Origin of the sequence: Rhizohabitans arisaemae, from assembly GCF_025996515.1 — a bacterium.
GTDB lineage: Bacteria > Actinomycetota > Actinomycetes > Streptosporangiales > Streptosporangiaceae > Rhizohabitans > Rhizohabitans arisaemae.
Map to the genome: position 1 here is coordinate 316269 of NZ_BLRH01000009.1, position 22483 is coordinate 338751.

The following is a 22483-nucleotide window of genomic DNA, read 5'->3' on the forward strand; positions in this document are numbered from 1 at the left end:
GGCATGAAATTTGACATTTCAACCAACCACAGCGTAAAGCTGTGATCAACAGATATAGACTTATCAATATGTCTTCATGGAAAATCAGAACCTCGGCGGGGGTGCTTACGGCATTCACCGGGCTCCTCCTGCTGACGGGCTGCTCCGGCGACGCGAACGGCGCGGACACCCCGCGGGACGTCGTGGACGCCTATGTCACGGCCCTCAACGAGGAGGACACCGAGGCGCTCAACCGGCTGATCCCCCCGGGCAACAACGCCGACGCCGAGATCGAGGAACTGCTCAAGGCCCACGGCGGCAAGGAGATCACCCTCAGCGAGGCCGCGATCACCAGCGAGGACTTCCGCAAGGTGGCCACCGCGCGGCTCTCCGGGGTCGGCACCGCCGGCTCGTACAGCGAAACGCTGACGATCACCCAGAACGGTGATCGCTGGTACGTCGCGCTCGGCCGGAACCCGGACCCCAACAAGATCCCGACCTCGTCGGTCGACCGGCCCACCTGATCGGCACCGCCCACCCTCGCGGGACCCACGTAGATATGGGTACCGTGCCCCAGATTCCTCCCGATCAGAGAGGCGAACACCCCATGACCCAGACGGTCGACGCCGGAGACAACACCCCCACTCCGGCCCACGACGTCGTCATCGGACTCCGTGAGTCCTTTCTCACCTTCACCGTGCTGGCCGCGTTCGCCGAGCACGGCATCGCCGACCGCCTCGCCGACGGCCCGCGCACCGCGGCCGAACTCGCCCACGACTGCGGCCTCGACGCCGCCGCGCTCACCCGGGTCCTGCCGATCCTCATTCCGGCCGGGATCCTGCACGCCGACGCGCAAGGCCGCTACCGGCTCACCCCGGCCGGCGAGACCCTCAAGGAGGGACCGGACTCGCTGCGCGCGACGATCCGCCTGGCCATCGAGCCGGCCTGGTGGACGACCGCGGGCAACGTCGCCGAGACCCTGCGTACCGGCAAGTCCGGCTTCATCGCGCGGTACGGCAGCTCCTGGAACTACCTGAGCACCCGGCCCACCTCGCGTTCCCTCTTCGACCACTGCATGATCGACCGCTCCCAGTCGATCGGGCGCGACATCGCGGGACGGCACGATTTCGGCGACATCCGGTCGGTGATCGACGTGGGCGGCGGGGCGGGCACCGTCCTCTCCGAGATCCTCGGCCCCCACGGCCATCTGACCGGCACCGTCCTGGACCTGGAACCGGCGATCCCGTCGGCCCGGGACCACCTCACCGCCCAAGGTCTGACCGGGCGTTTCCGGACCGTCGCCGGGGACTTCTTCCAGTCGGTTCCGGGTGCGGACGAGCATCCCTCGGCCTTTCTGCTCGCCAGCATCCTGCACAACTGGGACGACGACCACGCCCAGCGGATCCTGAACAACGTCGCGGCGGCGATGGGCCGGCAGGATCGGCTGCTGATCGCCGAAACCCCGCTGCCGGACGACCCGTGTGCCCCGCATCCCGGCCGCCTGCTCGACCTGCGCATGCTGATCATGTTCAACGGCGCCCGGGAACGGACCGAGTCCGAGCTTCGCGGACTCCTCGACACCGCGGGTCTGCGCGTCACCGGCATCGTCCCGCTGCCCTCCGGGCCATCCTTGATCACCGCGGAACGCGTCTGACCGACCGCGCCGATCGGGTGCCGGCGCTCCGCGCCGCGACGGCCGGCGCGGGGCGATCGACATCCGGAGTGCGGTGTACGGCCTGCGGCGGCGACCGCCGCAGGCCGTACGGCGCGCTCGCCGACGGCGGGAACGCGCCGAACCGGCCTGCCGTGCTCCCGCGACGGGCCGGCGATCCGACGTCCGCGGAGATCGCGGCGCACGCCGTACACCTCATCGGAACATGCCGGTTAAGGTGTGGATATGCGCTTCGCGGGCCTCCAGGCCTTTTGGGGGTTCATCAGGCGTCCCCGGGTCCTCGACACGATTCTGGTATCCGTCCTTTTCACGGCGGGGGCACTCGCCGCCGTCGCCTCCGTCCACGACCATCCCGAGCTCGCCCTCGGTGCGGGCGTCTTCGCCGTCTCCGCCCTCCCCCTGCTGGTCCGGCGGAGCCACCCGGTGATCGCCGCGACGATCACCGTGGTCCTCGACGTCGCCGCCTCCCCGCTCTCCCAGCAGCCCGCGCCCGGCCTGACCGCGTCGATCGCCCTCTACAGCGTCGGCCGGCACAGCGCGGGCCGGACCTCCTTGATCGTCGCCATCCTCGCGGGCGCCGCCAACATGGGCAACGCGGCCGTGCTCCGCCTGGTCCGGGACGGGTCCGAGAACCTCGTGGGCGAGCTGCTGAGCGCCGTGGTGGGTCCGGTCTTCTGCGTGTGCGTGGGCACCTTCTTCCGGCTCCGCGGCGAGATCCGGACGCGCCGGGTGCAGCAGGCGGCCGAGGAGGCCGTCCGTACCGAGCGGCGGCACATCGCCAGGGAACTGCACGACGTCGTCGCCCACCACATCAGCGTGATCAACGCCTTGGTCGGGGGCGCCCGCGCCGCCATGGAGGCCAACCCGTCGGGGGCGCGCGACGCCCTGCTCTCGGCCGAGGAGACCGCACGGCAGGCGCTCGCGGAGATGCGGCAGCTGCTCGACGTCCTCAGAGCCGACGGGGACACCGAGACGACACCCGCCGCGGGGGCCGTGGGGCTGCCCGGCCTCATCGAGCAGGCGGGGAGCGCGGGGCTGCCCGCCCGGCTGGAGATCACCGGTGAGGTCGTGCCGCTCCCCGCCCTCGTGGACCACGCGGTCTACCGGATCGTGCAGGAGTCCCTCACCAACACCCGCAAGCACGCCGCCGGGGCCCGGGCCGACGTCCGGGTCTCCTACGAGTCCGACGCCGTCGAGGTCGAGGTGCTGGACGACGGGATGCCGGTGGAGCGGGCCGTGGGCGGCTTCGGCCGGCAGCCGAGCGGATTCGGCCTGGGCGGGATGGCCGAGCGGGTGGCCATGTGCCACGGACAGCTGCAGACCGGGCCGCGGCCGGACGGGGGCTTCCGGGTCTACGCCCGATTCCCCCTCCCGGTACTCCCCCGGCCGACCGTGCAGGAGGCACATCGATGATCAGGGTGCTGCTCGCCGACGACGAGGCGCTGGTACGCACCGGGTTCAGGCTGCTTCTCGGCTCCCAGCCCGACATGACCGTCGTGGGCGAGGCCGCCGACGGAGCCGAAGCCGTCCGGCTGGGCGGGCGGCTCCGCCCGGACGTCGTGCTCATGGACCTGCACATGCCCGGGGTGGACGGGGTGCAGGCGACCGAGCGGATCGCAGCCGAGCTGCCGGAGGTGCGCGTGCTCGCGCTGAGCACGTTCGACCTCGACGAACACGTGGTGGCGATGCTCCGGGCGGGGGCCGCCGGATTCCTCCCCAAGGACGTCTCGCCCGAGGAGCTGGTCGAGGCGGTGCGGGTGGTGCACCGGGGCGAGGCCGCGGTGGCCCCGCGGCTGCTCACCCGGCTCATCGGCACGTTCGTCCGGGCCTCCCGGCCACGCCTGGCCACCACGTCGCCCCGGGTGGCCGACCTCACCGAGCGGGAACGGGAGGTGCTCACGCTGATCGGGCGGGGACGGTCCAACCCCGAGATCGCCCAGGCGCTGCAGGTGTCGCCCTCGACGGTCAAGAACCACGTGACCAACCTCTTCGGCAAGATCGGTGTCCGGGACCGGGCGCAGGCCGTGATCGTCGCCTACGAGACGGGGCTCATCGATCGGAAGGCGTAGGACTCCGGCCCCAGTCCGCCGCCGAAGGGACCGTTCTCAGGCTCGATGAATCCCGGCCGTCGTCCGGGGAAGCTGGACACATGACGGCAATCACGGCGACAAACCTCACCAAGCGCTACGGTGCCACCGTAGCGGTGCAGGACCTCACGTTCGAGGTCCTGCCAGGTCGGGTCACCGGCTTCCTCGGGCCCAACGGGGCCGGGAAGTCGACCACCATGCGGATGATCCTCGGCCTCGACCGCCCGACGAGCGGATCCGTCAAGATCGACGGCCGCTCCTACGCGGAACTCCGCAGACCCCTGAACAAGATCGGCGCCCTGTTGGACGCGAAGGCGGTCCACGGCGGCAGGACCGCCCACAACCACCTGCTCGCCCTGGCCCAGAGCAACGGCATCTCCGCCAAACGGGTCACCGAGGTCCTCGACATCGTCGGGCTGACCGAGGTGGCGGGCCGGCGCATCGGCGGGTTCTCCCTCGGGATGGGGCAGCGGCTCGGCATCGCCGCCGCGATGCTCGGCGACCCGGAGATCCTCATCTTCGACGAGCCGGTCAACGGGCTGGACCCGGAGGGGATCCTGTGGGTCCGCACCTTCATGCGCAAGCTCGCGGCCGAAGGCCGTACCGTCTTCGTCTCCAGCCACCTCATGAGCGAGATGGCGCAGACCGCCGACCACCTCATCGTGATCGGCAAGGGACAGCTCATCGCCGACGCCGAGGTCGGCGAGTTCATCGGGCTCAGCTCCCAGGGATACGTGCGGGTCGGCTCGCCGCAGCTCTCCCAGCTCGCGCCGCTCCTGGGCGGCGAGGCCGTCCTGCACGGCGACCATCTGCGGGTCACCGGCGTCACCGCCGCCGAGGTCGGCGAGACGGCGGCCCGCGCCGGGCTCGTCCTGCACGAGCTGACGTTCGTCCAGCCGACCCTTGAGGCGGCGTACATGGAACTCACCAAGGGCAGTGTCGAGTATGAGGCGGTCGCGGCATGAGCACGCTTGTCCTTCGTTCGGAGTGGACCAAACTCCGCTCGGTCCGATCCACGATGTGGACGCTGATCGCGACCGCGGTGACGATGCTCGCCTTCGGCATCCTGCTTCCGCTCGCCGTCGCCAACTCCTCGAACCCGGCTGAATCCGGTCTGAACGGCACCGACCTGAGCCTTACCGGTCTCGGCCTCGCCGCGCTGACCATCGCCGCACTCGGCGTGCTGACGATCAGCGGGGAGTACCGCACCGGCTCCATCCGGACCTCGTTCCTGGCGGTGCCCGGCAGGGTGAACATGCTCGCCGGCAAGGCCGTCGTGTTCACCGTCGTCTCCCTGGTCGTCACCACGGCCGCGGCGTTCCTGTCGTTCTTCGCGGGACAGCTGGTGCTGGACGGCACCGGGCTGGAGACGACGCTCGGCGCCCCCGGCGTGGTACGGACGGTCGTCGGCGCCGGGCTCTACCTCACCGCGAGCGGCCTGCTCGGGCTGGTGCTCGGGGCCCTCATCCGGCACACCCCGGGCGCGATCGTCTCGGCCATCGCCCTGATCCTGGTCCTGCCCCAGATCTCCGCCCTGCTGCCCGGTCAGTGGGGGGAGACGGTCCGCACGTACCTCACCTCCAACGCGGGGCAGCAGATCGCCCTCCTCGAAACACGCCCAGGCATGCTCGAACCCTGGGCCGGGCTCGGCGTCTACCTGCTCTGGATCGCGGTGATCGGGATCGTCGCGGCCGTCCTGCTGCACCGCCGGGACGCCTAGCGGGGCGCAAGCCCACCCGGCGCTTCGGCAGAGAACGTCGCCGCCGTCCCCACCGGGCCCGCCGTGAACCTCGCGGCGGGCCCGGTGTCGTGCGGACGCGTTCCGGGGAGAGGACCTCGGGGTATGGCGTGGTGACGGACCCCGGCGAACGCCGCCGTACAGAACCCACGCCCAATACATCACCGTTTGTACTTTAAAAGTTACAGAGAGTGTTGAATACCTGTGTGGGGGCATATGGGCATACGAGAGGGACGGTAACTCGACGGCATCGACGCCGCTTACGGACAGTCCGGGGGATGTTTTGCACACCCAACGACCACAGGCGAGCACGGACCGGACCCAGGCACGACGATTCGGCACCCCTCGCCCGGCGTCCCGGCGGCGTCGGACCGGCCGGGCGCGAGCCGTACGGCTCACCTTCATCCTCGCGATCGGCCTCAGCGTGCTGACCCCGCTGTTCGCCCCGATCCCCGCGAACGCCGGGAATCCGCGGGACCGCGGGGACCGAGAGCGTTGCCTCCATCGAGGAAAAAGATGTTGTCCGTGCTACGTGCCCGGAAGGGGCTGGAAATGCTGCCCTTGCTGTGGACCCGGCAGGCGGGCGTGCATGAGCGCCAAAAGCAAGGCCGGATCCCGCCGGCATCCCCGCGCCCGCGGCGGCGTACCGCAGACCCCCACCGTGATCAGCACCGGCTGGACCGCGCCCTGGGAGATCGCCTGGCTACCCGACGGGAAGTCCGCGCTCGTCACGGAACGGGACACCTTCAACGTCTTCCGGGTCACCCGCAAAGGGGTGAAAACCCAGATCGGCCGGATACCGCATGGAGTTCCCGGTGACGGCGGCATGATGGGGTTCGCCCTATCGCCAACCTGGAACGGCACCACCGACCAGGACGTCTTCTTCATGCACGCCGCCGACGAAGGCAACCGGGTCGCCAGAATGAGCTTCGACGGCACGTCTCTCAGCGGATACACCGTGCTCCTCAAAGGGATCGCGAAAAACCGGTACCACAACGGCGGCCGGATGCGCTTCGGTCCCGACGGCTACCTCTATGTGGCGACCGGCGACGCCATGCAGACCTACCTCCCACCCGACCTGAACTCGCTCAACGGCAAGATCCTCCGGATCACCAAGACCGGGGCCCCGGCGCCGGGCAACCCCTTCGGCACCGCCGTCTACAGCTACGGCCACCGCGACCCGCAGGGGCTCGCCTTCGACTCGGCCGGACGGCTGTGGGCCACCGAACTCGGGAACACCCGGCGCGACGAGCTCAACCTGATCCTGCCCGGGCGCGACTACGGCTGGCCGGTCTGCGAGGGATACTGCGGCAAACCCGGGAAGGAGAACCCGAAGGCCACCTGGCCGGTGGGCACCGCCTCCCCCAGTGGGATGACCATCGTCAACGACACCGTGTACATCGCGTCCCTGCGCGGCCGGCGGCTGTGGCGGATCGAGCTGAACGGCACCGAGATCGGCGACACCTCGTGGTTCTTCCCGGACATGTACGGCAGACTCCGCGCGGTCGCCCCGGTACCCGGGAGGCAGACGCTCTGGTTCTCGACCTCCAACGTCGACAACGGCGGCGCGCCAAGCGGCTCGGACCGCATCATCCGCACCGACCTGCGCTGACCCGGCCCGGACGCCTGCCGGTGTCCTGCCCACGCCCGGACACCCGGCCGCGGGCCCGGGTGTACTCCGACGCGGATCGGCACGGCCTCGGCCGAACCCGCCGCCGGGTTGGCGATCGCGTGCCGTCCAAGCCGGAAGCACGTGCGCCGATCGGCCGTACGGGTGCTCATCAGGTGGCCTTGCACCCCTCAGCGGACATACATCAGGATGTTTCCCCTGATCGGCTACCGTGTTGAATCCCGCCGGCCCGCGCCTGGCCGTAGATACCCTGCGAAAGAGACCCTGATGGAGTACACCCGGACCATCGAAGGCCGCCTCATGCCCATCCCCGGGGCCTGGGTCTTCGTCCACGGCACCAGCTCCGCCGGATTTCTCATGCGCCACCTCGGCATCGCCAAACTCCGCGGAACCTTCCGGGCGTTCGCCGGAATCATCGACGTCGGCGAGACACTCCACGACACCACCGTCTCCCTCGGCATCGAAGCCTCCAGCGTCGACACCGGCCTGAGCGCCCGCGACGCCGCGATGCGCGACGAAGACTTCTTCAACGTCGCCGCACACCCCCTCATCACCTACCGAAGCACCAAAACCCACGTCACCGAAGACGGCGACCTGGAAATCCACGGCCACCTCACCATCGCCGGAGTCACCCAGCCCGCCGTCCTCGGCCTCGACTTCCTCGGGGTCGTCTCCGTCCACACCGGCGAATACCGGGCGGTGTTCAGCGCCACCACGATGATCGACCGGCTCGACTTCGGGCTCGTCTACAACAAGACCCTCGACACCGGCGGGAAAATCCTCGGCACCCAGATCAAACTCGAACTGGAGATCCTCGCCGTGCGGCAGGACTCCCCCGTCCACACCCACGGTGACTGACCCCATGACCCGCCTGCCCGCCGCCGTCGCCGTCATCGCGACCCTCGCCGCCGGACTCGGCATCCGAGCCTGGACCGACGGCCCCCTCGCCAAATACGGCGGCGTCGCCCTCTACACCGTCCTCGTCTACACGCTGATCATCCTCATCCGGCCCCGGACCCGCCCCCGCACCACCGCCGCGATCGCCCTCGCCCTCAGCTGGGCCGTCGAATTCGCCCAGCTCACCCCGGTACCCGCCGCGCTCTCCGCGCAGAGCACCCTCGCCCGCCTCATCCTCGGCAGCACCTACCACCCACCCGACCTGCTCGCCTACGCGCTCGGCGCACTCCTCGCCCTCGCCGTACACGCAGGTGTGGCACGCAGACGTTCAAGCGTCACACGGAGTCGAAGAATCCGCTAGAGTTCTTCTCGTAAGACCGCGCAAGCGGCACGCGGAAGTGGCTCAGTGGTAGAGCATCACCTTGCCAAGGTGAGGGTCGCGGGTTCGAATCCCGTCTTCCGCTCGGAGAGGTCCACGGACCTCCTCGGTGGAGTGGCCGAGAGGCGAGGCAACGGCCTGCAAAGCCGTCTACACGGGTTCAAATCCCGTCTCCACCTCGAACAATAAGGGCGATTGGCTCAGCGGGAGAGCGCTTCCCTGACACGGAAGAGGTCACTGGTTCGATCCCAGTATCGCCCACGCGTGGCGGGTTACCCTACTCAAAAGCCCCCTTTGGGGGCTTTTTTCGCGGGGGCCCGCGCAGTACTTTCCCGGGGGGCGACCCCCGGACCCCCGGTGTGGCGGCTTCGCCGCCACCTTTGGACCCGGTCGCTCCGCTGGACGCCCTTGCGGGCGTCGACGCCTACTGAGTGACCAGCCACGAGGCGGATCACCTTGCCCAAAAGCCCCCTTTGGGGGCTTTTTTCGCGTTGGCACGCGTGCAGTGTTTTTCCGGGGGGCGACCCCCGGACCCCCGGTGTGGCGGCTTCGCCGCCACCTTTGGACCCGGTTACTCCGCTGGACGCCCTTGCGGGCGTCGACGCATTCTGGGTGACCAACCACGAGGCGGATCACCCTATTCAAAAACCCCTTCGGGGCTTTTTTCGCGGGGACCGCGCAGTGTTTTTCCGGGGCACGACCCTCGGACCCCCGGTGTGGCGGCTTCGCCGCCACCTTTGGGCCCGGTCGCTTGGACCCGGTCGCTCCGCTTGATGCCTTGCGGGCGTTGACGCCTATTCAAAAGCCCCTTTTGGGGGCATTATCGCGGGGGCCATGTGGTGTTTGCCGGGGGGCGACCCCCGGATCTCCTCGGTGTGGTGGCTGTGGCGCCGCCTTGCTGGTCATCTCGCTCCGCTTGATGTCCTGCGGGTGTCAGCGCCTGTGGGGCCGCCTGGAAGTGGGGTTGCCAGAGCTGCGCGGCACATGGGTGCGGATTCAGCAGGCCGTCGCAGCACAGCCCCGGCATCCGGTTGGCGTGGCGGATCACCTTGCTCAAAAGGCTCTGCGGGGCCGAACAGACTGCAAGCCGACGGCCCGGCGTGCGCGAAGTCCGCCGGGCCGCCCGAGATCAGTTGACGATCAAGAAGCTCCCGATACTGAGGTGACACGTCCGGAAGACTCGGAGAGGGGCATGGGTGACGAAGAGCAGATTGGTATGCCCGCCGGCAGCGAGGCATTCCGCCTCGTTGGTAGGCAGGTTGGAGACGGGGGCCGCTGACGCGGTGGGCGCGAGGGCGGCGAGCGCGGCGGTGGCGGCAAGCAGACCGCCGGCCAGTTTCACAGCGATGGGCATCGCAGAACGCATGACCTCTCCTTCACAGGTCGACTGTCACTCATAGCGAGCAATCAACTACTTACCGCAGTCAGGCTCGAGGGAAGCCTCAGTCCGCTTTCGAACCCCCTAAGGTGAGCGCCCTGTGTCGTAGGAGATAGCCAGGCAGAAACCCGCGCACAACCAGAGACGCATGGCGGGCCCCGTACGTCCCATTTGGGTCGCGATTCCGGACCGCGGGGCGGCGGTGGATTCGCTTGGGCCTCTATAGCATCGCGAACTATGAGGTTCTTGGATGAACCGCCCCTGTTTGCCGCTTTGAAGGATGCTCAACGGGTGCTGATCGCCGGGGCGGGGGGCGGCTTCGATGTCTATGTCGGTCTCCCGCTTGCGTTTGCGCTGATGCGGCTCGGCAAGAGTGTGCACCTGGCGAACCTGTCCTTCAGTGCGCTGGATCTCATCGGCACCGACGCCTGGGTCGCGCCGAACCTGGCCGCGATCACGCCCGCGACCTCGGGACACGACCGCTACTTCCCCGAACGCACCCTCGCTCGCTGGCTGTCCTCCCGCGGCCTGAACCCCATCGTGTACGCCTTCGACAGGATCGGTGTGCGACCCCTGCGCGCCGCCTACCGCGCGTTGGTGCGGACGTTGGACATCGACGGCATCGTGCTGGTCGACGGCGGCACCGACATCCTGATGCGCGGCGACGAGGCGGGCGTCGGCACCTTCGAGGAGGACATCACCAGCCTGGTCGCGGTGGCCGGGGTCGAAGTGCCGGTACGTCTCGTCACCTGTGCCGGCTTCGGCATCGACGCCTACCACGGAGTGTGCCATGCGCATGTCCTGGAGAACCTCGCCGCCCTGGACCGCCGGGGCGCGTACCTGGGCGCGCTGTCGATCCCCCGCCACAGCGAGGAGGCGGCGCTCTATCTGGACGCCGCCGCCCACGCCCACGCGCACACCCCGGCGCGGCCCAGCATCGTCAACGGCCAGATCGCGGCGGCGGTCCGCGGTGAGTTCGGCGACGTCCGCGTCACCGACCGAACCGCGGGCAGCGAGCTGTTCGTCAATCCGCTGATGGCCGTGTACTTCACCGTGGACCTCCCCGCACTCGCGGACCACCTCCGGTATCCGCCGCACCTGAACGACACCGACACCCAGCACGAGGTACGCGCGATAGTCGAAACGTTCCGCGCCGGAATCAAGCCACGCCCGAAGCGTCCCATCCCGCACTGAGCGACCGGAACATTCACAGACCGCGACTGCACGCCCCTTGGACTTGCTTCACGTGCTCGGTGTTTCCGGAGGATCTCGCCCTGTTCGCGAGCTTGGCCGGATCGGGAGCGAGGCGTGTACCGGCCAGCCCGCCAAGTCCGCGGTTGGGGCCGGATCCACGCGGTCGAACGGTTCGGCGAAACGGATGATCCGAAGATCGAGGCATGGCTGCTGCGGGACGGATTCCACCACGGGTGCCGATACCGGCCTTAGGTCCGTACGGGCATTCGCCGGGTTTCACCATGCCGCTCCAAGGAGGAGCGGTCGTCCGCAGGTCGTCCGTTGTCGGTCACGGTGAGTAGTGTGAGCGGATCGACTGAGGGGAGGTGGCGACGGTGAGATCTCCGGCGACGGACGGACGGCGGCGGGCCGACGGGCCGGAAGCCCGGCTGGAGGGCTTCCGCGGTGAGCTGATCGGGTACTGCTACCGGATGCTCGGCTCGGCGTTCGAGGCCGAGGACGCGGTGCAGGAGACGCTGGTCCGGGCGTGGCGTGGTCTCGACCGGTTCGACGCCGCCCGGGGATCGTTGCGAACCTGGGTCTACGCGATCGCGACGAACGTCTGCCTGGACATGCTGCGCAGCGCGCAGCGCCGTGCCCTGGCCATGGACCTCGCACCCGCGGCACACCCCGGCGCCGACATCGGGCTGCCGCTGCCGGACTCCGCCTGGGTGCAGCCGATCCCCGACAGCCTGATCTTTCCCCTCGGCGGGGACCCGGCCGACCTGGTCGCGCGGCGGGAGACGGTCCGGCTGGCGTTCATCGCCGCGCTGCAGCGGCTTCCTCCCCGCCAGCGGGCGACGTTGATCCTGCGGGACGTCCTGTGCTGGAAGGCCGACGAGGTCGCCCGGCTGCTGGACACCACCGTCGCGTCGGTCACCAGCGCGTTGCAGCGGGCCAGGAGCACCCTCAAGGCCGTCGAACCTCCCGCCGCCGACCCCTACGACCCTGCCGACCGGGTGCAGCGGGACCTCCTCGACCGCTACTGCGACGCCTTCGAACGCCACGACGTCGACGCCCTCGTCTCGCTGCTCCACAAGGACGCCACCACGTCGATGCCGCCGTTCCTCTGGTGGCTGCGCGGCCGTACCGGGATCCGGGAGGTGCTGAGCGCCGCCGAGCTGCCCTGTGCCGACGCCCGGCTGGTGCCGACCGTGGCCAACGGCTCCCCTGCGTTCGGTCAGTACTGGCCTTCGGAGGGCGGATACCGGCCGTTCGCCCTGCTCATCGTGGAGGTGTCGGGTGACGTGATCACCTCGTGCACGACCTACCTGGAGACCGCGAGGCCGTTCCCCCTGTTCCCGCTGTTCGGCCTGCCTGCGGAGTTGCCCTGAAAAGTTTCTTCCGATCCGGCGATGAGTTCCGGGGTCGCGCTCCGTATCACCCCTGAACGGAATGTACGGCGACGGCCTCAAGGCTCGTCGCCGCGATCGGAAGGCACATCCATGGCTGACTACGCACAGGTCAACGGCGCACACATGTGGTACGACGAGCGGGGCGACGGCGAACCGGTGGTTCTCCTGCACGGTGGCCTCACCGACAGCAGGAGCTTCTTCGGGAACCTCGACAAGCTGGGCGACCGCTTCCGGCTGTACCTCCCCGACCGCCGGGGCCACGGCCGAACCGCCGACGTCGAAGGACCCATCACCATGGAGGTGATGGCCCAGGACATCATCGCCTTCCTTGACGACGTCGTCGGCGGACCGGCCCGGCTTGTCGGCTACAGCGCCGGTGCCGGGGTGGCACTGTGGGTGGCCGCGCGCCGCCCCGACCTGGTCACCAGGCTCGTCCTCATCAGCGGCACCTTCGATCCCGAGGGACTGATCGTACGGCCGGTCGCCGGGCTCGAGCCCCCGGCGGAGCTCCTGGCCCACTACGCCGAGGTCTCGCCGGACGGCGCGGACCACTTCTCCGTGGTGATCAACAAGATCGTGGAAAGCACCGACTCGGAACCGGGGCTCACCACCGGCGAGCTGAACACCGTGACCTGCCCGGCACTCGTCATGGCCGGCGACGACGACATCGTCACCCTGGAGCACACGATCTCGCTGTACCGAGGCCTGCCGAACTCCCAGCTCGCGATCATCCCCAACGCATCCCACCTCCTCCTTTTCGAGCGAGGCGACCTGTGCGTGAAACTCGTCACCGACTTCCTGACCCAGGATCCCACCCCGACCTTCATGCCGATGCGTCGCTCCCCCCGGCCCGTCGAGGTGGCCTGATGACCCGGACCGCACGCACAGGTGCCGAGCAGGACGCGGACTTCATCGCCGGATTCGGCGAACCGGCGCGGCGTGCCCTCGCCGGCGCCGGATACACCACCCCCGGGCTGCTCGCCTCCGCCGACGCCGCCGCGGTCCTGCGCCTCCACGGCATCGGCCCCAAAGTGCTGAACCGCATCCGCGAAGCACTCGCGGAACAGGGGCTGTCGTTCGCCGACGAACGCTGAAGTACCAGGTCAACGCATCCGCACCGGGTGGCACCGCACAGGCCACCCGGTGCGGTGCCACCCACATGGCGGACTCCCCCGTCCGGCTCACCCTCCAGGGGGCGATGCCGCGCCTGTCCGGCCCGACGACAGGAATCCGGCTGCCGCTGCGGCGGTGGAGAAAGGCCGGTTCCGCGGTGCGGATTCACCCCATGGAGCGTCCGGTCTCGCGTTCACCGGTTTCCGCCGCCCCGGATCCGGTTACCGACTCATGGCGGATCACCGGGGACAGCAGGCTCCGCTGAACATCCGGCGCGCGGCTCCACGGCATCCGGCATCACGATGGGCCGGACCCGCCGCCCGGCGCCGTCTGCCGACGCCGGTAGTGCCGGGCGGCTCGGGCGCGATTTCCGCAGGAGGGTTTGCACCACTCCTGCCGACCATGACTTTTCAGGAAGTATCGGATGCAGCGGGGTGCCGTACAGGCGTGGAGTTGTTCCCGCTGCGGACCGGTGAGAAAGTCGATGGCCGCGCGGGCCAGCGCCGCGAGCAGCCGTACATGCGGATCGGTCTCGGTCGCCATCAGCCGGGCCTTGGGCGCCTCACCAGGCGGCCACTCCATGCGCAAGATCACCGGCACCCGGGCGGCCACCTTGTTGATGTGGGCCAACGCCTCATCCGCGGGCATCAGACGACGGGCATCCGCCGGACTCGGAGGAGCCGGGCTGACCGCCCGGGCGAAGAGTGCGCGAACCGCCTGACGCAAACCGATGACCTCGCTCCGGAAACGCTCGTCGACCAGTACTCCCCCACCCGGAGTACGGCCGGCCAGCAACTCGCTCTGTTTCTCGATCCACAGCGCGGTTCCCCGGAGTGTGAGCAGGTCGTCGGCGATACCGCCGCTCCCGTCATGGCGGATCGTGCTCGCCAGTTCCAAAGCCAGAAAGCGCTCCACAAAACGCCTCTCTTCTCGCCGCGTCCGGCTGCAAACCAATTGATCACATCCTCGCGTAAAGCCTAGAGTTCCTAACGGAAAACCGGGAAACCCCGTTAGGCCGGGATCGATTCCGGAACGACGCGGCACACGCCCGCGGCAGGAGGCGGTGCACCGATGACCGCGCTACCCGCGCACATCGGCGACCTGCATCTGGGTGACTCCTTCGCTCCCTGAAGGGAGCGGCTTCTCGCTAAGCCGCTTGCGCAGCCCGGCGAAGGGCAAGCCCTGCCCTCAAGATGTTCTTGGCTGCGTTGACGTCGGCGTGCGCGGTGTGCCCGCATGCCGTACATCATGGAAGCGACGGAGCAACCCGCCGCGTCACCCGCGTCATGGAGTACCTGCGGGCTCCGCCCCGTACCGTGTCTTCTGGTCGTCGGAGACGTCGCCGACCATGGTGCGAAGGTGAAGTGCGGGGAAGCGGCCCGGATGCCGGCCGTACCCTTCCCGGAAGGACGCCGGTCGGCGCCTTCGGCATCCGAAGCACTCGCCGGGTTGCGCCATCCCGACCTGGAGCGGCGTCGCCCGGGGTCACGGAGCCATGCCACACCACGCCGGTACGGTTGCCTATCGCGAGGATTCACCTGAGAACAGGCTGAGGATGCCGCCGGTGATGAAGTCGACCAGACGCTCGCTCTCGATGATCTCGGAACCTTCGCGCTGCGCACCCGACGTTTGACGCCGGGGCCACTCCACCGCGGTGAACACCCCGGACTGATGGAGGCTGAGCAGCCCCAGCATGCTGGTGTAGGCGAAGCGGACGTCGCCCTCGTCGCGGCCGGGCAGCGCACGGGCCATCGCCGCCAGGTATCGCCCCTCCACCCGGTCCACCTGATCGGCGAAGATCTGACGGACCCGCGGATCCGATTCGCCCATCATGCGGCCGATGAAGCGCTCGACGACGGAGCCGTTCACTCCGTGGCCCGTCGTCAGAGCCACACCCGGTTCGACGAAGGCCCGTACCAGCTCGGCCACCGACGGCACGGGGGATCGGGCTTCAAGCTCGTCCAGCCGGCGGCGGCGCTCCTCGTTGACCGCCCGCATCGTCCCGTCGATGACGGCGCGCAGCAGGCCTTCCTTGGAGCCGAAATGGTAGTTGACCGCGGCGACGTTGCTGTCGGCGGCGTCGGTCACCGCACGCAACGACGTCGCTTCGAACCCTTTCTCCCCGAACAGCCGAACGGCCGAGTCGATCAGCCGGTCCCGCGTGGAGCTCCCTCGCCCAGCCGCCTGCTCCTGCTCGGCCACCCGCGCCTCCTTCGCCTTTGCCGCCGTCAACGGAATCATATAGCATCCGTTTGAAACGAGTGTTTGAAACGATCGTTTTACGGAGGTGTCCACATTGCGTCCGAGCAACACGGCGATCGTCGTCGGCGCCGGGATCGGCGGCCTGACCGCGGCTCAGGCCCTGCGGCGTACCGGATGGCGGGTGACGGTCTACGAGCAGGCCCACACCATCGCCCCGGTCGGCGCCGGAGTCGGCATCGCCCCAAACGCCGTCAAGGCCCTGGACCACCTCGGGCTGGGCTCGGCTCTGCGCGACCGCGGCCGACGTCAGGAGGCGATGGAGATCCGCTTACGCAACGGCCGACAGGTCGCGCGCGTATGCGCTTCGGACATCGAGCGCCGTTACGGCGCCCCCTTCTACGCCCTGCACCGGGCGGAGCTCCACCGTCTTCTCCTGACCGGCTTGGACGCGGCCACGCTACGCACGGGTCACCGCGCCGAACGAATCGTCTCCGAGCCCTGGAGCGCCACGGTCGTCTTCCGTACGGCCGACGGCACGGTGTCGGAAACCGCGGACCTGGTGGTGGCGGCCGACGGGGTCGGCAGCGCGCTGCGCACCACCCTGCTCCCCCGCTATCCCGGCCCGGCCTACGCCGGATACACGGTGTGGCGCGGCATCGTCCCCGCCGATCGGGCCGCCGCCCTACGCGTCCCCCCGGTCTTGGCGGAAAGCTGGGGACGCGGCGCCAGGTTCGGCATCGCGGCGATCAACGACGGCCAGGTCTACTGGTTCGCCTGCGAAAGCGTCCCCGAGCACACCGTCCCCACCCATGACCTCGGCCTCCTCGCCACCCGATTCAAGCGCTGGCACGACCCCATCCCGGCGCTGCTCAGGGCGACCCCGGAAGAGACCTTGCTCCGCCACGACGTGTACTACCTGAGGGCCAGGCTCCCCGGATTCACGCACGGCCGGGTGGTGCTCCTGGGTGACGCGGCGCATGCCGTCACCCCCGACATCGGTCAAGGGGCCTGCCTGGCCATCGAAGACGCGGTGACCCTCGCGACCGGGATCGAAAACTCGGGAATCGACGCCGGACTCCGGATCTACGACGCTCTCCGGCGCCCTCGCACCGAGCGGATGGCCCGCACCTCCGGCAGACTCGGTCGCATCATGCAGACGGCCAACCCGGTGGCGGCCCTGCTCCGGGACAACCTCGCGGCGGCCGTACCGGCCTCCTTGCTGATCCGCGGGATAGGAGCCGCCTTCGCGTGGCAGCCACCCATGCCGTTCACGGATCATCCGCCGATCACGACACGTGAGTAGCGCGGTCGGAGCGTCGGGGGAGGTGAAGACGATGAGGTCCTCTACGGACGCGTGGTGTGGGAAATGATGTCCGCCTTCTGGCCGCAGGCCCAGCAGCACTCGACACACGATCACGACCTGGCTTTCGCCGCTCCGGTTCACCCCCCGGCGGGCGTGACGAGGGGGCTCTTTCGGCTTTCGGCCTCTGGGTTCACCCTCACGGGCGTGGGCAAAGGGTCCAAAGGTCGCACGGGTACGCCTCGCTGGACGGTTCACCCCCACGGGCGTGGGGAGCGGGCTTGCTGAACTGCGGGGACATCAGCGAGCTGCGGAAACGCGGATGTCGGGGCTTGTCGGTGATCGGATCGTCCATTCGCACGGAGTTCGCACCTGGATCGTGAGTCGGTTGCCCGCCGTCGGCTGTGCGGCCTCTCCATCATGCCGGTGGGTCACCGGCGGCATCCACCGTTCGGCCACAACCCTCCCAGGCCGCTCGATCCAGACTGCCATCCTGTCGCGGCCCCTGAATCCCCGCAGGGGATCCCGCCCGGCGACGAGGCCGCCGGGCGGAGTCGAGGTCACGCGGCGTGTCTTCGCATCCAGGGCGGCCGGTCGATCCGGTAGACCACCGTGCCGCCGGGCTGAGGGCTGACGGTGTAGGCGCCGGGGTGGTCGGCTTTGTCACGGTTGTGGAACCCGCAGAGCGGGGCGAGGTTGGAGACGTCGGTTTTGCCGCCGAACTCCCATCCGGTGACGTGGTCCACCTCGCAGGCGTGCGCGGGGATGTCGCATTCGTCCACCGCGCAGGTGCTGTAGCGGGCGGCCAGGACCAGCCGCTGGGCGTCGGAGGCGAACCGCACCCTGCGGCCCAGGAAGAGGGGACGGCCGTCGCCGGACAGCAGCAGCACCGAGATCCCGTGGCTCAACGCGATCCGCTTGGCCTGGGCGGCGTCGATCGGGGTGCCGTCGGAAAGGTGCGCGGAGGCAATCTCCCACCGGCCCGCGCCCTTCGTCCCGGAACCGGCGGCGACGGGCATGCCGGGAACGCACTCCGGGTCGGCTCCGGATCCGGCTTTGGTTCCGATGTCGTGGGCGTCAGCCGGGACGGCCCCGAATGGTGCCGGGCCGCAGGCGTCGGGTGCGGTCCCGTCGCCGGTCCGGGCGCGGGCGGGTTCGCCGGAGGCTGCGTCGTCCGGCGGCCCGGGGTCGGGGACCGGTACAGGCGGCCCGGTCCCCGCCGCGAACCGGGTGGTTCGGGTGGGCGCGGTCGCCGGACCGGTCTGCGGTGTGGTCCCGTACCCGGAACCGGGTGTCGGATCGGGGCCGGGCCGCCGGGGAAGCCGGACCACGTTCTCCAGGAGCCGGGCTGCCGGGAGGTCCTGCGGCTCTGCGGCGGGGCCGGGAGTCAGGCCGGTGTCACCGGGAGGAAGTGGGACCGGTCCGGGAACGACGTCGGTGGCGGCCGGGGGAAGAAGGCGCGGGCCGGGGCGGGACACACCGGTCACGGGAGTGCCGTCGGCCTGGGTGTCGCGCAGGGTGATCACGACGACGGCCTCCTGGCCCCGCCCGTCCCGGGTCAGCAACGTCCGCAGCGCGGCGGCGTTGCGCTTGTCCCTGGTCCCGGCCCCCGCTGAGGCGGTGCGGGAGGTCAACGGGTCCAGCTTGGACTGCAGCAGCTGCTTAAGCTCGGCGTCCAGCCAGCCCTTCAGCCACGCCCCGCCGTCCAGGGACTCCGACACCTGCAGCCAGGAGTCGGCGAAGCCTTTGCGGGTGTCCGAATCGGGGGCATCCCCCCGGAGCAGCTCCAGGGCCTTCTCCCCGGCTTTGCGGATCTGCTCCACCGTCCCGCCCTGCTCGGCCAGCCCCAGCAGGGTCTGCTCCGCCAGAGCGGTGCCGGCGTCGTCCAGGTGCCTCACCGCGTGGCAGATCGCCGCCGCGTACGCCACGGGAAGCCGGGCCTGCTCCACCCGGCGGGCAACCTGGGGCAGCCGGTGCAGGGTCCGCGCCAGCGCCAGCCGGTCCGCGGCCGTCGAACGGCGGGCGGCAAGACCGACGGTCAGCCAAGCCCGGGTACCCGAGAATCCATGGGACTTGGCCTCACCGGTGGAGTCGACCCGCGCGACCAGCGGCGTCAGACCCGCTTCCCCGGCGTCCAGCAGGTCGGCGAACCTGGCGGCCTCCCGCATGCAGGCGAGGGCGGAGTCCGGGACGGGGCGGGCGGCCCACGCACGGGCCATGGCGGTCGCGACCCGCCCCAGCTCCTGCCGGGAGGCCGTCTCAAGCCACTCGATCACCGTCTCCGCATCCATACCCACAGTGTCTCACCCGGCACCGACAGTTATCGGAGTCGTCCTTGATGATGGTGTCCCATCGAGTGGTGGGATTCGAGCAGGCGACGACCGATCGCCGTGGGTGGGCAAGCCCGGCCCTGCCTTGCACGACGGCTCGCCTCAAGGCACGGACGGGGGACGCCGCGCCTCCCGAATCCCACCACCTCACAGGACGTGACCTTCTTGATCCCCGCAACCTTGCGGAAGAGCCTCTTCTGAACGAGAGAAAGAACGTAAATAATCACAGGCGACCTCGACCGGTGGCCAGGGTCATCAGACACCTCCTCCGCCGGAGAGCGTAAGCCTTCCGTAGGTGCAGAAATCCGCTATGTCCAATCAGGCGACAGCCAGCCAGCGCGAAGCCGTACAAGTCCTGCGTCGGGAGAGCATCGCCGGCAGCTCTCCTATCTTCGAGATCAAGTACCGGCAACCGAGCCCATGCTGCTGACCAGGATGGTGATGAACCCGGAAACAGTTGATCACATTGGCGAACGCTCGTCGGTCAGCCACCGGTGCACCGTCTCAACATAGTCGTCCGGCACCTCCAACGGCAGAAGGTGCCCGACCGACTCGAAGACACGACGCTGCCAATCGGGTCGACGTCGGGCGATATCGTCGATCGTACTTGTGGTGATCAAACCGTCTTCGTCGCCCGAGAGCATTAGCGTGGGCGCGCTCAGCCCGGCGATCGCTCTGTACACGGGATCCCTGTTGACGAACAGGGCCGACATGACCGAGGCGAAGGCTGTGACAGCGTCGCCGAGCCGCCGCGGCTGTGCGCTTCGCAGTTCGTCGGCGAGCAGGGCGGTCATTTCCGGCGACAACCGCGACGGGTCTCCACCGACATAGTTCCCGCTCGACCAGGCGCTGGGGTCGGCGTACATTTTCAGCTTGAGGTCGAGCATCCGTCGACCCGCAATACGGAGTACGGCTCGCGCGACAGGCGGTCCGACCGCCAAGAGCAGCCTGCCGGCGGTCGTCCAGAAGCGAACCTCGTCAGCGGGGATCGGACCAGGCAAAGCGGGAGCCGCGAGCACAAGGCGCCCCACCCGATCGGGCGCCGAATCAGCGAACAGCACCGCAACCAGCCCACCCATGGACCAGCCGTGAACAACTGCGTTCCCGATACCCAGTCGGTCGGTGAACGCCCGCAGGAAGCGGGCGTTCAGCTCAGCCGTGGCTGCCCGAGAGTGAGGTGAGCCGGTGTGCCCGAACAGTGTTCCCACTAGATCGGGGGCGATGACCGCGCCAAGTCGACTCAGCGGGGCGATGAGGTCCAGCCACATCGAAGCGCTACCCGCCATCGGATGGACCAACAGGTGGGTGGGCCCGCCGAGGCCCGCGTCGGCCCGGAGGTAATGTACGGCGACGCCATCGACGTCGGTCTCTTCGCTGTGAATCCCGGCCCAACGTTGGGACCGCACACCCCAGTCGGCATGACGCATGCCTTACTCCTCCGATTCACTCATAAGAGGAACCGCTACCCGGTTATATCACGGCTCATCGGCATTACCTGAGCGGCAACGGATCGTGATCAACACTTCCGGATCGACGCGTCTGGGACTGGTACCAGACGCCGCAGCGGCCTTGTGGCGAGTGAACACGCGTATGGGGAGGTCTCCGGCAACCGCCACACCATCGTCACCGGCGCCTGGTTCGTCACCGGTTCACCCCCACGGGCGTGGGGAACAGCGCGCTCCCCAGACGCGCCGATCCATGGTGGTCGGTTCACCCCCACGGGCAGTGGGGAGCGAGCCAGCGACGTTGCCCGCAGACCGGCCCATCCCAGTTCACCCCCACGGGCATGGGGAACGGTTAGGTGGCGCACCGTCTGGGGATGCCGGCCCTGGTTCACCCCACGGGCTTGGGGAGCTGGGGAGACCGGAACCGGCTTCATATCGACATCCGCGTGCCGGGCCCATCCCGACGCCCGTGGGGGTGAGCGGTTGGCTCGGGCCGCAGTCAGGCGGGTTGGGGGTGGGTGGTGGTTAGGCGGTGTTGTTGGGGGGATATGCCGCGGACGCGTTTGAAGGCGGTGCTAAGCGCGAAAGGACTGGCATAGCCGACCTGCCTGGCCACCGCGTCGACGGTGGTTTCGGGGTCGCGGAGGAGGTCGGCGGCGAGGGAGAGCCGGCGGTTGGTGAGGTAGGCCATCGGGGGTTCGCCGACGAGTTCGGTGAAACGCCGGGCGAGGAGGGCTCGGGAAACGCCTGACCTGGCGGCCAGGGTGCCCACCGTCCACGAATGACCCGGGCTTTCATGGAGTAGCCGTAGTGCGCGGCCCACCACGGGGTCGAGGTGGGCGCGATACCAGGCCGGGGCTTGGTCTCCCTGGCGGGTGAACCAGGTGCGTAGGACGGCGACGAGGAGCAGGTCGAGCAGACGGTCGAGCACCGCTTCCTGACCGGGCGCGTCCCTGACGACCTCCTCGCCGAGCAGGCTGACGATCGGTGAGTCCCAGTCGCGCAGGACGACCAATCCGGGCAGCACGTCCAGGAGGCGCCGGTTGATGTCGCCGCGCAGTTGGTAGGTGCCGATGAGTGCCGTCGTCGAACCGTCGAGGCTGTCTCCCCAGGTGCGGACGCCGAGTTCCATCGACGCGCACAGGTCTTCACCGTCCAGGCTGATGTTGCACCCGCCGGGGAGGACTCTGGACCGCGGAGGGGTGGTTGGGGCGTCGGCGATGGTGTAGTGGTGCGGCCCGCGTACGACGCCGATGTCGCCGGGGCGTAACCGTACCGGATCCTCGCCGTCGAGAAGCACCCAGACCTCGCCGCGTTCCACGGCTACGAGGGTCAGCGGGGCCCGATCCTCGATCCGGATGGCCCACGGTGGGTTGAGAATCGCACGCAGGAGAAACGCGCCCCGGGCTCGCGGCCCGGCCAGCAGTCCGGCCAATGCATCCACGCATCCAGCGTAGACGGGCGGCCATGCCCTTGCGTCCCGCTCAAACTCAACCCGACCCGCGGACTGCGCACCCTCCGCGGAACACACGACGGAAACGCGAATTTCATCGTCCACGCCTACGCTCAGATCGGCCGCGGCTACCCCGACCTCCTGATCAACGAGATCGGCCGCTACCGCGGAAAGGTTCTCCTGCACTCGGGAACCCGCCTGGTCACCGTCAAGGCGGACGGTTCGTGGTCCCTGACCCGCCGCTGACCCCTACGGCCGGCCGGCAACGGGCTCAGCTGCCCGGCGGGACTCT

Annotated in this window: 21 protein-coding genes and 3 tRNA genes; 18 read left to right on the forward strand and 6 right to left on the reverse strand. The window is 69.2% G+C overall.

Annotated elements, in window-relative coordinates:
• Positions 1-68: 68 nt before the first annotated feature.
• From RUR_RS02420 to RUR_RS02475, 12 genes are all read left to right on the forward strand, one after another.
• Complete coding sequence (locus RUR_RS02420) at positions 69-503, forward strand: hypothetical protein (RefSeq protein WP_283133179.1); 435 nt, start codon at positions 69-71, stop codon at positions 501-503.
• An 83-nt stretch (positions 504-586) separates the two neighbouring features.
• A complete protein-coding gene (locus RUR_RS02425) occupies positions 587-1633 on the forward strand; it encodes a methyltransferase (protein ID WP_283133180.1) in 1047 nt (348 codons plus the stop codon).
• 243 nt (positions 1634-1876) lie between these two features.
• Complete coding sequence (locus RUR_RS02430) at positions 1877-3064, forward strand: sensor histidine kinase (protein ID WP_283133181.1); 1188 nt, start codon at positions 1877-1879, stop codon at positions 3062-3064.
• Positions 3061-3720 carry a response regulator gene (locus RUR_RS02435; protein ID WP_283133182.1) on the forward strand — a complete coding sequence of 220 codons (660 nt, stop codon included), beginning with the start codon at positions 3061-3063 and terminating at the stop codon, positions 3718-3720. Before RUR_RS02430 ends, RUR_RS02435 begins: the two co-directional genes overlap by 4 nt.
• An 80-nt stretch (positions 3721-3800) precedes the next feature.
• A complete protein-coding gene (locus RUR_RS02440) occupies positions 3801-4703 on the forward strand; it encodes an ATP-binding cassette domain-containing protein (RefSeq protein WP_283133183.1) in 903 nt (300 codons plus the stop codon).
• Positions 4700-5458, forward strand: a complete 759-nt coding sequence (locus RUR_RS02445) for an ABC transporter permease subunit (RefSeq protein ID WP_283133184.1) — start codon at positions 4700-4702, stop codon at positions 5456-5458. Before RUR_RS02440 ends, RUR_RS02445 begins: the two co-directional genes overlap by 4 nt.
• A 607-nt stretch (positions 5459-6065) precedes the next feature.
• Complete coding sequence (locus RUR_RS02450; RefSeq protein WP_283133185.1) at positions 6066-7088, forward strand: PQQ-dependent sugar dehydrogenase; 1023 nt, start codon at positions 6066-6068, stop codon at positions 7086-7088.
• Positions 7089-7373: 285 nt separating this feature from the next.
• Complete coding sequence (locus RUR_RS02455; protein WP_283133186.1) at positions 7374-7964, forward strand: YceI family protein; 591 nt, start codon at positions 7374-7376, stop codon at positions 7962-7964.
• A gap of 4 nt (positions 7965-7968) precedes the next feature.
• Complete coding sequence (locus RUR_RS02460; RefSeq protein ID WP_283133187.1) at positions 7969-8364, forward strand: ribosomal maturation YjgA family protein; 396 nt, start codon at positions 7969-7971, stop codon at positions 8362-8364.
• A 31-nt stretch (positions 8365-8395) separates the two neighbouring features.
• Positions 8396-8467 (forward strand) — tRNA-Gly (locus tag RUR_RS02465).
• Between the two features lie 23 nt (positions 8468-8490).
• Positions 8491-8561, forward strand: a tRNA-Cys gene (locus RUR_RS02470).
• A 10-nt stretch (positions 8562-8571) separates the two neighbouring features.
• Positions 8572-8643: transfer RNA gene (locus RUR_RS02475), tRNA-Val, on the forward strand.
• A gap of 868 nt (positions 8644-9511) precedes the next feature.
• Here RUR_RS02475 and RUR_RS02480 read toward each other — a convergent pair.
• Positions 9512-9748, reverse strand: coding sequence for a hypothetical protein (locus RUR_RS02480; protein WP_283133188.1), 237 nt, complete (start codon positions 9746-9748; stop codon positions 9512-9514).
• Positions 9749-9997: 249 nt separating this feature from the next.
• Between RUR_RS02480 and RUR_RS02485 the strand changes: the two genes are divergently transcribed.
• The 5 genes from RUR_RS02485 to RUR_RS02505 all read left to right on the forward strand — a co-directional run bounded on the left by RUR_RS02485 (position 9998) and on the right by RUR_RS02505 (position 13726).
• The gene (locus tag RUR_RS02485; protein ID WP_283133189.1) at positions 9998-10954 is read left to right on the forward strand and encodes a DUF1152 domain-containing protein; all 957 of its coding nucleotides are present in this window, start codon (positions 9998-10000) and stop codon (positions 10952-10954) included.
• Positions 10955-11328: 374 nt separating this feature from the next.
• Entirely contained in the window at positions 11329-12327 is a 999-nt protein-coding gene (locus RUR_RS02490; RefSeq protein ID WP_283133190.1) for a sigma-70 family RNA polymerase sigma factor, read from the forward strand.
• Positions 12328-12438: 111 nt separating this feature from the next.
• Positions 12439-13215, forward strand: coding sequence for an alpha/beta fold hydrolase (locus tag RUR_RS02495; RefSeq protein WP_283133191.1), 777 nt, complete (start codon positions 12439-12441; stop codon positions 13213-13215).
• Complete coding sequence (locus RUR_RS02500) at positions 13215-13442, forward strand: helix-hairpin-helix domain-containing protein (RefSeq protein ID WP_283133192.1); 228 nt, start codon at positions 13215-13217, stop codon at positions 13440-13442. Before RUR_RS02495 ends, RUR_RS02500 begins: the two co-directional genes overlap by 1 nt.
• 65 nt (positions 13443-13507) lie before the next feature.
• The gene (locus RUR_RS02505; RefSeq protein ID WP_283133193.1) at positions 13508-13726 is read left to right on the forward strand and encodes a hypothetical protein; all 219 of its coding nucleotides are present in this window, start codon (positions 13508-13510) and stop codon (positions 13724-13726) included.
• A gap of 32 nt (positions 13727-13758) precedes the next feature.
• On the opposite strand, the gene RUR_RS02510 is transcribed toward RUR_RS02505, so the two are convergent.
• Complete coding sequence (locus RUR_RS02510; RefSeq protein ID WP_283133194.1) at positions 13759-14376, reverse strand: ABATE domain-containing protein; 618 nt, start codon at positions 14374-14376, stop codon at positions 13759-13761.
• A 606-nt stretch (positions 14377-14982) separates the two neighbouring features.
• Positions 14983-15702, reverse strand: a complete 720-nt coding sequence (locus RUR_RS02515; protein WP_283133195.1) for a TetR/AcrR family transcriptional regulator — start codon at positions 15700-15702, stop codon at positions 14983-14985.
• 55 nt (positions 15703-15757) lie between these two features.
• On the opposite strand from RUR_RS02515, the gene RUR_RS02520 reads away from it, so the two are divergent.
• Complete coding sequence (locus tag RUR_RS02520; RefSeq protein ID WP_283133196.1) at positions 15758-16966, forward strand: FAD-dependent monooxygenase; 1209 nt, start codon at positions 15758-15760, stop codon at positions 16964-16966.
• A 557-nt stretch (positions 16967-17523) separates the two neighbouring features.
• Here RUR_RS02520 and RUR_RS02525 read toward each other — a convergent pair.
• The 3 genes from RUR_RS02525 to RUR_RS02535 all read right to left on the reverse strand — a co-directional run bounded on the left by RUR_RS02525 (position 17524) and on the right by RUR_RS02535 (position 22182).
• Complete coding sequence (locus RUR_RS02525; RefSeq protein ID WP_283133197.1) at positions 17524-19254, reverse strand: HNH endonuclease signature motif containing protein; 1731 nt, start codon at positions 19252-19254, stop codon at positions 17524-17526.
• A 500-nt stretch (positions 19255-19754) separates the two neighbouring features.
• Complete coding sequence (locus RUR_RS02530; protein WP_283133198.1) at positions 19755-20720, reverse strand: alpha/beta hydrolase; 966 nt, start codon at positions 20718-20720, stop codon at positions 19755-19757.
• A 517-nt stretch (positions 20721-21237) separates the two neighbouring features.
• Entirely contained in the window at positions 21238-22182 is a 945-nt protein-coding gene (locus RUR_RS02535) for an AraC family transcriptional regulator (protein WP_283133199.1), read from the reverse strand.
• Positions 22183-22483: the final 301 nt, after the last annotated feature.